General features: G+C 61.4%; 9 protein-coding genes. All 9 read right to left on the bottom strand.

The annotated features are described in order from the left end of the window. Nucleotides 1-55: 55 nt before the first annotated feature. Nucleotides 56-1,957, bottom strand: coding sequence for a beta-ketoacyl synthase (locus tag IEY47_RS16240; protein ID WP_188984556.1), 1,902 nt, complete (start codon nucleotides 1,955-1,957; stop codon nucleotides 56-58). Between the two features lie 623 nt (nucleotides 1,958-2,580). After that, a complete protein-coding gene (gene dctM / locus IEY47_RS16235; protein WP_188984554.1) occupies nucleotides 2,581-3,864 on the bottom strand; it encodes a C4-dicarboxylate TRAP transporter large permease protein DctM in 1,284 nt (427 codons plus the stop codon). Nucleotide 3,865: 1 nt separating this feature from the next. Then, a complete protein-coding gene (locus IEY47_RS16230) occupies nucleotides 3,866-4,489 on the bottom strand; it encodes a TRAP transporter small permease (RefSeq protein ID WP_188984552.1) in 624 nt (207 codons plus the stop codon). A 104-nt stretch (nucleotides 4,490-4,593) separates the two neighbouring features. Beyond that, on the bottom strand, nucleotides 4,594-5,586 hold the full coding sequence (gene dctP, locus IEY47_RS16225; protein WP_188984550.1) for a C4-dicarboxylate TRAP substrate-binding protein DctP: 993 nt from the start codon (nucleotides 5,584-5,586) through the stop codon (nucleotides 4,594-4,596). A gap of 207 nt (nucleotides 5,587-5,793) precedes the next feature. Continuing rightward, nucleotides 5,794-7,179 (bottom strand): sigma-54-dependent transcriptional regulator, encoded by a 1,386-nt coding sequence (locus IEY47_RS16220; RefSeq protein WP_188984548.1) that lies wholly within the window; start codon nucleotides 7,177-7,179, stop codon nucleotides 5,794-5,796. Continuing rightward, on the bottom strand, nucleotides 7,176-8,999 hold the full coding sequence (locus IEY47_RS16215) for a sensor histidine kinase (RefSeq protein WP_188984546.1): 1,824 nt from the start codon (nucleotides 8,997-8,999) through the stop codon (nucleotides 7,176-7,178). The genes IEY47_RS16220 and IEY47_RS16215 overlap by 4 nt, the downstream gene beginning before the upstream one ends. A 132-nt stretch (nucleotides 9,000-9,131) precedes the next feature. Further along, complete coding sequence (gene modC / locus IEY47_RS16210) at nucleotides 9,132-10,208, bottom strand: molybdenum ABC transporter ATP-binding protein (RefSeq protein WP_188984544.1); 1,077 nt, start codon at nucleotides 10,206-10,208, stop codon at nucleotides 9,132-9,134. Between the two features lie 2 nt (nucleotides 10,209-10,210). Further along, complete coding sequence (gene modB / locus IEY47_RS16205; RefSeq protein WP_188984542.1) at nucleotides 10,211-10,888, bottom strand: molybdate ABC transporter permease subunit; 678 nt, start codon at nucleotides 10,886-10,888, stop codon at nucleotides 10,211-10,213. A gap of 3 nt (nucleotides 10,889-10,891) precedes the next feature. Continuing rightward, the gene (modA, locus tag IEY47_RS16200) at nucleotides 10,892-11,644 is read right to left on the bottom strand and encodes a molybdate ABC transporter substrate-binding protein (protein WP_188984541.1); all 753 of its coding nucleotides are present in this window, start codon (nucleotides 11,642-11,644) and stop codon (nucleotides 10,892-10,894) included. Nucleotides 11,645-11,647: the final 3 nt, after the last annotated feature.

Below are 11,647 nucleotides of genomic sequence, written 5' to 3'. Positions count from 1 at the left end.
GCAGGGTGGACTAGCCCCAGGGGTAGTCCACCGCTTACCGCGCGAAAGCCATCACTCAAATCATGTCGTCGAAACGCGTGTCCGCTTTGTACACCAACGGATGGGCAAAGCCTGGCACGTTGACCTGTCGTTCATTCAACGCAAGCTCGCTGTCGTCGATCAGGCCTTCGCCGAAGTTGTAGATCACATCGAGCTGCCCCTTCAGCGCCTTTTCATCGTATGCCGCTGCGGCGGTGCGAGTCTCGTCACGGCGCTCGCGCCACGCGTTTAGCTTCGCTTCACCATGCCGCTTGGTCAGCATGCGTTCGACCACGTGCGGGGCAAGCACATAACCGCTGGCATTGTTGCCGCCGAACCCCTTGGAGTTGATGAAGCACACATCCAGCGATTCGGGCGCGTATTCGCGGTCCTTGGTGACGATACCCAGGTGCGACTGATGAACATCATCCGCGACCTTGTCGATGGTTTTGATCCCCGGAATGACGCCGTACCGGAATGTGCCGAGGGCAGAAATCAGCTGATCACCGCTGGCCGGCGCCAGTGAGTGGCCAACGAATGCCTTGACCGCCGTGACCGGCCATTGCGGGATATCGAACGCCGCTGCGACACGGCCCAGCAATTCGGACTCGGTGACACGGTTCGCTGGCGTACTGGAGCCGTGGGCATGCACGAAGCTGCGGGTGCGCACCGCGTCGATACCGACAAGATGGGCGGCGCTGGCAACGGCGCTGGCCATGCTCAGGTAATTGCCTGGGCCTGGCGCGGAAATGGACTTCTTGAAGCCATCCGCATTGACGAATACGTCGGTGACGGCGCCGTGGATATCGGCGCCCAGTTGCAGGGCGAGCTCGTCATCCATCAGTACGACGAATTGCGCGGCTTCGGCCAGGGTGAATCCGCAGTTATCGCCGAAAGGACGGCTGGCGCGGCGGAAGTCGACCTCATCCTTGCCTTCGATCGAGCGCAAACCCTCTTCGGTCGCCAGGGCACCCATGGCGCCGTAGCCTTCGATGCACTCGAGGGTGATTGGCGCCTCGGCGTTGCCGACGATCACCACGCGCGCGCGGCCTGAGGAAATGACCTCGATGCCTTTCTGCAGGTTATAGAGGAAGGTCGCGCAAGCGCCGGTGACGCTGCCCGTGGCGCCGACGCTACCCAGCACATAGGCATTGATGAAGTCAGCGGGCATCGTGTTCAGGCCTAGTGGCAGCTGCTTGGCGCTGACCCGGCTGCCGCGCAGGCGCGATTGCAGCAAACCGCCGAAGCCGTACTCGTCGATCTGACTCATGATGTTGCCGGCGAACACCGCGACCTCATCCGGCGCGACGCTGTCCGCGATGGTCTGCCAGTCGATACCGATCGAGCGCAATGCATCGGTGACACCCGCGATGGTCAGTTGCAGCGCGCGCGGGTGGAAGCGCGAGTTGTAGAGTTCGGAGGGATCGAAGCCCGTGGGGAGCTGGCCGGCGGACTTGACCGGCAATGGCCGGTAACTATCGACCTTGAACTCACAGCTGCCGTGCACCGTGACGCGAACGTCACTGCCTTCCAGCGGTTCGACGCTCCAGTTTGCGGGCAAGGGCTCGGGTAGGAGTTTTTGCTGTGTGGTGAAGGCCAGCGGCTGGTCCGGCGCCATATCGACCGATAGGTTCTTGTGCCAGTGAGCGGCGTCGACGTCCAGATAGCTCGTCTCGATGCGGCGCACGAGAGTCGAGTCGAGAATTTGCTGGCCCAGGCGACGCTCTATCTCTGCTGCCGTGATGGGCTCGCCTTGATGGAAAAAGCCTTCGTCGCGGCCTTCGACAAGTTTGGTCATGACGGCCAGCCCGGCGAGGGTTTCCTGGCGCGCTTGGCTGTCTAGCGTCTCGATTACGGTGCGGCGAAAGCCGTGGTGGAAGGAGCTGCGGCCAGCGGCGTTGTAACCGCCGAACCCAACGATAACGGGCAATCGAGACATGCTTTTCGAAAACTCCTCAAACAGTAGGGCACGCCGCACGGATCGGATGTGTGCCCAGCCTGCTCGTCTTCCGGGATGGATAGCGAGCGTGGCTCGAACAGGGATACCTGACCTGACGTGGTTGAATGGCGCCGGGTCACGGTTTTTTACAAGTATGACGGGCCTGCCGAATTTAGTCAGGTCCGAAGTTGGTGCGGGGGCGAATGGCCTGCGAAGTATTCGGCCTGCCGGCGTCTACGTTGGTATGGGGGCGGCAATGCATGTTTTGGTGTCCGGGCGATTCGTCATAAAGCAGGACAGCCGCTTTCGCGGGAGCCTGATAGGGGCATCGGCTTCAGCTGCGTGCGATATCTTGGGCAATACCCCGTCAAGGTCGAACCAAAGCTCAGCGCATGCGACCCAAAAGCAGGCGACTAAAGTCGCCCCTACAGGGTTTGAGCCACGCTTGAGCGGCAACGGCAACCTCGCATCAATGTAGGGGCGGCTTTAGCCGCCTGTGATGCACCAGTCACACCCACGTTAGGGACAAAACGCGATTCGAAGCCGCACGTAGGCAGGGCGCATCTCCGCGCATGAAAGAAAAAACCCGGCGCGAGGCCGGGTTCTTTCAAAACGAACCGCTGTTACGGCATCCCCAACCAATTCGGCAGCGCCGTCGAGATCCATGGCACGTAGGTGATGAGCACCAGGAACGACAGCAGCAGCATCAACCACGGCATAGCCGCGCGGATGACCGACGTCACCGGCATGCCCGTCACCGCCGAGGTCACGAACAGGTTCAGGCCCACCGGTGGCGTGATCAGGCCGATTTCCATGTTCACCACCATGATGATGCCCAGGTGGATCGGATCGATGCCCAGCTCCATGGCGATCGGGAACAGAATCGGCGCGAGGATCAGGATCACCGCCGACGGCTCCATGAACGCACCCGCAATCAGCAGCACAATGTTCACCACCAAGAGGAACATCCAGGGTTGCAGGCCCGCTTCGAGCACCATGGCGGTGATTTGTTGCGGCAGCTGCTCGGTGGTCAACACGTGGGCGAACAGCATCGCGTTGGCGATGATGAACATCAGCATGATCGACAGCTTGCCCGACTCGATCAGCACTTTCGGGCAATCCCGGATGCGCATGTCCTTGTAGACGAACAGGGCGATGAACGCCGAGTACACCGCCGCCACGGCAGCCGCCTCGGTCGGGGTGAACATCCCGGAGTAGATACCGCCGAGGATGATCACCATCAGCAGCAGACCCCAGACGGCCTTGCGCGCGGCGGTCAGCCACTCACGCACCGTTGCGCGTGGCAGCGCGGGCAGGTTCTTTTTCACGGCGACGATATAGATCGCGACCATCAGCACCACGCCAAGCAGGATGCCTGGGACTACGCCGGCCATGAACAGCTTGCCCACCGACTGCTCGGTGGCCGCAGCGTAGACCACCATCACGATCGACGGCGGAATGAGGATGCCCAGCGTGCCGGCGTTACAGACGATGCCGGCGCCGAAGGCTTGCGGATAGCCCGAACGGACCATCCCGGCAATGGCGATCGAACCCACGGCGGCTACCGTGGCAGGCGACGAACCCGACAGGGCCGCGAACAGCATGCACGCCAGCACCGCACCAATGGCCAAACCACCGCGAATGTGGCCGACCGTGGCATTGGCGAAGTCGATCAAACGACGGGCCACACCCCCGGTGGTCATGAACGCCCCGGCCACGAGGAAGAACGGAATCGCTAACAGCGTGTAGTGCTCGGACGTTTCGAACAGCTTGATGGCCAGCGAGCGGACCGAGTCCTGGCTGAACAGCATGATGGTCAGCGAGCCGGCCAACCCGAGGGATACGGCAATGGGCACACCGATCAGCATCAGCGCGAAAAGCACCGCAAAGAGGAATGCAATGGTCATGTCACTTCTCCTCGTCCGCAAGTTTCAGGGCATCAGCGGCTTCGTCGGCCAGGCCGAGTCCCGTTTGCTGGTCACGCAGAATGCGTACGAGGATTTCGAAGAAGCGAATGAACGCCAACGCGAAACCGATCGGCACGATCATCCCGATGTGCCATTGCTGGATGCCAAAATGGCCGAGGTCTTCGGCGCCGATGCCGGCGTTGAACAGCACCTTCATCCAGTCGAAGCTGGCGACGCTGAGCAGCCCGGCGTAACCGAGGCAGCAGAGCACGGCGAGCACTGAAATGATCTTCTGCACATGGCGCGGCGCAAGCTTCACCAGCGCATCTACGCCAATGTGCCCGCCGGTGCGCACGCCGTAGGAAATCCCGAAAAAAATGAGCCAGGCAAACAGCGCTTTGGTCATCGCGCTGCTCCAGGTCATGGCCTGGGCGTGATCGAGGATGAAATCGCCGATCGCATAGAAGAAATCACTGGCGCCTTCGAAGGAATCACCCAGCGAATAGAACACGGTGTAGAGGTTGTTAAGCATCACGTAGACGAACGTGATGAGGGTCATGGCCGCCAGGAGGAATGCGATAAACGCTTCCTCGAAGCAGTCCCAGAAGCGCCGTAAAGCGTCCATCGGGGCATCTCCCGTCGAGTTGCATTGGTATTGTTGGAACGGGGAGCGCCTTGTCGACGGGGCTCGCCGACAAGGCAGGAGGCGCCAGCGGCGCCGGGTAACACTTACTGCTGGTTGGACGCCTCGGCGGCCTTGATCAGGTCAGCCCCGATCTCACCTTCGAATTTCTGCCAAACCGGCTTCATCGCTTCACGCCATTCTTCGCGCTCTTCCGGCGTCAGGCTGATGATTTCGGTGGTCTTGGCGTCCACGATGCGCTGCTTGTCGCCTTCGTTCAGTTCGTTGGCCTGCTTGTTCACCTCGGCCGTCACTTCGCCGATGATTTTGGTCAGCTCGGTGCGAACGTCTTCAGGTAAACCTTCCCAGAACTTGGTGTTGGTGATGAGCATGTAATCCAACAGACCATGGTTGGACTCGGTGATGTACTTCTGTACTTCATGCATCTTCTGCGAGTAGATGTTGGAGTACGGGTTCTCGGCACCGTTGACTACCCCAGTCTGCAAGCCCTGATACACCTCGGCAAAGCTCATCTTGCGTGGGTTGGCGCGGACGGCTTTGAACTGCTCTTCGAGCACGGCAGACGCCTGGACGCGGAATTTCAGGCCGCGGGCATCTTTAGGCTCACGCAGCGGCTTGTTGGCAGAAAGCTGCTTGAGACCGTTGTGCCAGTAAGCGAGGCCGGTGATGCCTTTGCCTTGCATGGAGGTCAGCAGTTCCTGGCCTTGCGGGCTGTGCTGGAAGCGGTCGACGGCAGCCATGTCATCAAACAGGAAGGGCAGGTCGAAGATCTGAAGTTGCTTGGTGTAGTGCTCGAACTTCGCCAGGGACGGAGCGATGATCTGGACGTCGCCCAGCAACAGCGCTTCCATTTCCTTGCCGTCACCGAACAGCGACGAGTTCGGATACACCTCGACTTTCACCTTGCCGGGCAGGCGCTCTTCCGCCAGCTTCTTGAACAGCATGGCACCTTGGCCTTTAGGGGTGTGCTCGGCAACGACGTGGGAAAGCTTGATGGTGATCGGATCGGCGGCCTGGGTGATTCCGGCAAGTCCGATAGAGAGTGCGCACACGAGCGCCTTGGCGGTGAACTTCAGCATTGGGCTTCCTCATTGTTATTGGTCAATGCGCATTCCGATGCGCACAGCAACGCCAACAACAACGAGCTCGGAGCTCGAGAGAAATAAACGCCTTGCTTGTTTTTGTTGGCTCGGGCATCTGAGCAAAAAAGATGCCTATCGCGCCAGACGCTCTAGCTCAATGGTCTTATCTATCGGCTGACCGTAACTATGGCGGGTATCCGCCGTTTATTCGCCTTCTGCTGGCGGGTTTCCGCCTTGCTGGAGTTGGAGACCATGTTTCTTCAGCTTGTCATGCAGGGTTTTCCTGGGCAGGCCCAAACTTTCGGCAAGGCTCCGTAGTGACGTATGTGGGCGGCTTAGTTCGGCGGCGATCAGGGCCTTTTCGAACGCCTCCACTTGCTCGTTGAGCCCGTCGGCCGAGGACTCCGCGAGTTGCTCCACTGGCGTGTCGAGACCCAGATCCAGACCGATGGCAAAACGTTCGGCGGCGTTTTGCAGTTCCCGGATGTTTCCCGGCCAATCGTGCCGGAGTAGCAGCGCCCTTTGCGCCGGGGTCAGGGCGCGAACGGGAAGCCCGTGGCGTGATGCCGCCGCGCTGGCGAAATGCTCGAACAGCACCAGTGGATCTTCGTCGCGCTCACGCAGCGCCGGGATTTTCAGCGGCGCAACGTTGAGCCGGTAATAGAGGTCAGCACGGAAGCGCCCTTGATCGGACGCTTGACGCAAGTCCTCCTTGGTCGCGGCAATGACGCGAATATCCAGCGGGATCAGCTGGTTGGACCCCATCCGCTCGACCACGCGCTCTTGCAGCAGCCGTAATAACTTGACTTGAACATCCAGGTTCATGCTCTCGATTTCGTCAAGAAACACGGTGCCCCCGTTGGCGTACTCGAACTTACCGATGCGGCGCTTCTGGGCGCCCGTGAACGCTCCGGCTTCGTGGCCGAACAGCTCGCTCTCAACCACGGATTCAGCCAGTGCACCGGTATTGATCGCAACGAAGGGGCCATTGCGCCGGGCCGAAAGGTCGTGCAAGGCACGGGCGACGACCTCTTTTCCCGCGCCGGTTTCGCCAAGGATAAGTACATCCGCCTGAATCGCGGCCAAGGCGCCGACCTGTTGGCGAAGCCGCTGCATGGCGCCGGACTGCCCAAGCAGGCGGGCATCCAATGCGCGACGTTCAGTCAAGGCCAAGCGCAGGCTGCGGTTTTCCAATACCAGGTTGCGGCGATCCAGCGCCCGGCGCACGCCATCGAGTAGCGCCTCGCTCGGGAAGGGTTTTTCCAAGAAATCGTAGGCCCCTTCGCGCATCGCCTGCACGGCCAGCGGGACATCGCCGTGGCCCGTGATGAGCAGCACCGGCAGCTCGGCATCCTGCTCGTGCAGTTGCTTGAGCAGCGTCAAGCCATCCACGCCCGGCATGCGGATGTCACTGACGACCACGCCCGGCCAGTCGCGCTCGATGCGAGGGGCAAGGCCTTGGGCATCTGTGAGGGCCATGACCTTCAGGCCGGCGAGGTCCAGCGTCTGGCTCAGGGCGTTACGCAGGTGCGCGTCGTCGTCGATCAGCAGGACCTGTATGGACGAGTCGATGATGTTGGCCTTGCTCAATTCGATGGGTCCTCTGGGGCATGTGGAACGACGCCAGGCGCAGAGCGGCACAAGCGCAGCCGGATCAAGGCGCCGCCCTGTTCGTGATTGGCGAAATGCAATTCGCCGCCCAGTGCGCGGGTCAGGGTATCGCAGATGGCGAGGCCCAGCCCTAAGCCCTGGGCACTGGTCTTAGTGGTGAAAAATGGCTCGATGGCACGCGCCAGCGCATCCTCGGTAAAGCCCGGACCGTTGTCGCGAATGAGCAGGGTGACGCTGTCCGCAGCTTCTTCGGTGCTCAACCAGAGCTTTCTCGGCACGGCTTTTTCGGTCAACGCGTCCAGTGCGTTTGCCAACAAATTACCGAGCACCTGGCGCAGGCGGGTTTCACCGGCCTGAACCCAGAGCGGTGCGTCGGGCAGGTCCCGGATCAACTCGACGTCCAAGCCGCGGCGACGTTTGGCGAGCAGCGCCAGCGCGTCTTCGAGTGCCGGTTGCAATGCAACGCTTTCTGGCGCATGGCGATCGCGCCGCGCGAAGGCCCGCAGGTGGGCGATGATCGACGCCATGCGCCCGGTGATTTCGCTGATCTGTTGCAGGTTGCCGCGGGCATCGTCGGCACGCTTGTGGTCGAGCAGCACCACAGCGTTGTCGGCATAACTGCGAATCGCTGCCAGCGGCTGATTGAGTTCATGGCTGATGCTCGCCGACATGGTGCCCAGGGCGGACAGCTTACCGGCCTGCACGAGTTCGTCCTGGGCGCGAAACAACTCCTGCTGCGCGTGCTCACGCTCCAGTACTTCGTCCTTGAGCCGGGCGTTCAGGCGTTCCAGGTCACGGGTGCGCTCCGCGACCCGGTGCTCCAATTCGCGGCGCGCCTGCGCATCATGAGCGATACGCTCGAGGTAGTGGCGCCGGCGCAGCATCGTCAAACCAATGAGCAAGATCAGGACCAGCAACACCGCAGTGCCAACCAGCAGCACCGTATTCACGGGACGCTCGATCAGCGTGATAGGGGCCTTGATACTGACGGTCCAGCCCATTTCGTCGAGGTGCCGTTCCTGCGTCAACCAGGCGCGCTCGATCAGGTCGATGGGTTGTGGGTCCAAGGTTGGGTAGGGTTGGATGGACTGAATCTCGCGACGTTCCTGTTCACTCAGCGGGCGGGTGGCGCGAAAACGCCATTCCGGGCGTGAGGTCAGGATGACGACGCCGTAGCTATCCGTCACGACCAGCTGCTCGGGCGTGTTGCCCCACAGCGTTTCGGTATGGTCCAGGTCCACTTTCACAACCAGCTCGCCAATGACGCTTGCGCCTTCTCGTACGGGGGCCGCGAAGTAATAGCCGCGTTTGCTCGATGTCGTGCCCAGGCCGAAGAACCGGCCGAGCCGCCCGGCGACCGCATCCTGGAAGTACGGTCGGAACGAAAAGTTGCGTCCAACGAAACTGTCCGCGCTCGCCCAATTGGACGCCGCCAGTGTTTCGCCGTCGGGCGCCATCAAATAGATCGCATCCGCCCCCGTCAACTCACGCATTCGAGAAAGCAGGCGATTGGCCTCGTCCACATGGTTCGGATTGCGTTTGTCTTCCAGAACATGGCGTAGGGCCGGCAGGTCACCCAAGGTCTGCGGCAGTACCTCATAGCGCTTGAGAATGCCAAGAAGGTTGGCCACGTAAAGGTCCAGCGTCTGGCTGTTCTGTTGCGCCAACTCACCGCGGTAATACTGCTCGGCCAGCCGCTGCAGCGGAAACAGCAGGAGCGCGAGCATCAGCGCCAGCAGAAGCAGGTGACGCCAGCGTGGTCGCGAGGAAAGCTCGGAAGGGTCGATATCAAGGGACATTGAGGTGAGACGAATGAAAACCGGCGGCCATTATGCCTGCTCGCTCGGCGGACCACGACGCTCGCGAGCGTGGCTTGGCCGCCCTCCGTCGGCCTGCTGGCATTGCTCGCCCCTGGAGCCGCCGGCGAGCGATCAGCCCAGCAGCGCCACTGATTTGATCTGAGCCCAGACCTGCATATCGCGGCACAGGCCCAGCTGTTCGAGCGAATAACGGGTGATGCGCGCAAGCAACGCGGTGCCTGCCACGTCGAGCCTGACGAGCCGGTGCGCAGGGTTGTCGGTTTCGGCGACTGTCATGACCCGTGCGGGAATGATGTTGAGCACACTGCTGCCGGTAGGGCGTTCCAGGCTCAAGCTGACGTCACGGGCCTGGACGCGAATACGTAAGGGCTCACCAATGGCGCGCGGCGGATGCGCCAGGCGTAGCGTCTGCCCGTGATCGAAGGCGACCGACAGCAGGCCGTAGGCCGCGTCATGGCCGGTTACGCGCCCCTTGATCAATACGCCTGCATCCTCGCTCAGCGCAAGTGGCAGGTCGGTACGCGCCAGGGTTTCACTCGTCTCGCCGCTGGCGATTGCGCGGCCGCTTTCCATCAGCACGAGGTGGTCGGCAAGGCGAACAACCTCGTCCGGCGCATGACTGACGTACAGGATGGGAATGTCCAGCTCGTCATGCAGCCGTTCGAGGTAAGGCAGGATTTCCATCTTGCGCTTGTAGTCGAGGGCGGCAAGGGGCTCGTCCATCAGCAACAGGCGCGGGCTGGTCAGCAGTGCACGGGCGATGCCGACGCGCTGGCGTTCGCCACCGGACAGACGATTGGGCATGCGTTCGAGTAGATGGGTGATGCCCAGCAGTTCGATGGCGTGGTCCTGCGCGATGCGCCGCTCGCGCGCGTCGACGCGTTTTTGGCCGTAGGCGAGGTTCTTCGCCACGGTCAAATGCGGAAAAAGATTGGCGTCCTGAAAAACATAGCCGATAGGGCGCTTGTGCGGCGGGACAAATAGGCCGGAGGCGCTGTCCTGCCAGCGCTCGCCGTTCACTGTCAGCTGTCCCTGGCTGCGGGCTTCGAGACCGGCAATGCAGCGCAGCAATGTCGTCTTGCCGGAACCGGAAGGGCCGAACAACGCCGTTACGCCCGAGCCCGGTAATCGCAATTCGACAGCGAGATCGAACGCATCCCAGCCCAAGAAGAAGTTCGCTTCGATCATCGTCAGCTCCACGTCGTCCGGCGTCGGCTGGCATAGAGCGCAAGCAACACGACAAACGAGAACACGACCATGCCGCCAGCCAGCCAGTGGGCTTGGGCGTACTCCATCGCCTCGACATGATCGAAAATCTGTACGGAGACCACACGTGTTTTCTCGGGAATATTGCCGCCGATCATGAGCACCACGCCGAACTCGCCGACGGTATGGGCGAAACCCAGGATCGATGCGGTGATGAAGCCCGGCTTGGCCAACGGCAGGACGACCGTGAAGAAACAGTCGAGCGGGCTGGCGCGCAGCGTGGCAGCAGCTTCCAAAGGGCGCGGGCCGATGGCATCGAACGCGTTCTGCAACGGTTGCACCACGAACGGTAGTGAATAGATCACCGAGCCGACCACGAGGCCGGCAAAGCTGAACGGCAGACGACCAAGGCCAAGGGATTCAGTGAATTGCCCAACGAAGCCATTCGGCCCCATTGCAACGAGCAGGTAGAAGCCGATGACGGTCGGTGGCAGCACCAGCGGCAGGGCGACGATGGCACCCACTGGCCCCTTGAACCAGGACTGCGTGCGCGACAACCACCAGGCGATCGGCGTACCGATCACCAGGAGGATAAGCGTCGTGACGGTGGCGAGTTCCAGCGTCAGGCGGATCGCCGCAAAATCAGCGCTCGTCAGTGGCATGCGTTATTCAAGCGTGTAGCCGAAGGATTCGATGATCTTCGCCGCTTCCGGCGTTTTTAGGTAATCGACGAACGCCTTGGCGGCCGCATCGTTGGCCGCGCCCTTGAGAATCACAGCATCCTGGCGGATGGGGTCATACATGTCTTCCGGCACCATCCAGGCCGCGCCTTCGGTCACCTGGCCGTCCTTGAATATCTGCGATAGCGCAACAAAGCCAAGTTCGGCGTTACCGCTCGAGACGAACTGAAACGCTTGGGTGATGTTGGTCCCCTCGACGATCTTGCCCTTGAGCATTTCCGTCAGGCCGAGTTTTTCCAGCGTTTGCGTCGCCGCGAGGCCGTAGGGCGCGGTTTTCGGATTGGCGATGGAAAGATGTGCGAACGTGTTTTGTTTGAGCACGTCACCTTTCTCGTCGACGTAGTCGTCCTTCGGCGACCACAGCGCCAGCTTGCCGATGGCGTAGGTGAAGCGTGAGCCGGGCGCTATCTCACCTTCGCTTTCAAGTTTGGCGGGTGTGCTGTCATCTGCGGCAAGAAAGACCTGGAACGGCGCGCCGTTCTTGATCTGTGCGTAGAACTGGCCCGTGGCGCCAAAGGAGGCAACCAACGTGTGACCGGTGGCTTTTTCGAACCCGGGCGCCAGCGCCTGAACCGGGGCCGTGAAGTTCGATGCCACCGCAACCTGAATATCGTCTGCGTTCGCCATGAAGGGCAGTGCGGCCAATGCAAAGGTGAAACCGAGTGCTTTCTTGATCATCTT

The organism is Pseudomonas matsuisoli, from assembly GCF_014647635.1.
In the GTDB taxonomy this organism is placed as follows: Bacteria; Pseudomonadota; Gammaproteobacteria; order Pseudomonadales; family Pseudomonadaceae; genus Pseudomonas_P; species Pseudomonas_P matsuisoli.
The sequence above is the reverse complement of the archived record's forward strand: the minus strand, read 5'-3'. Positions and strand labels throughout refer to the sequence as shown.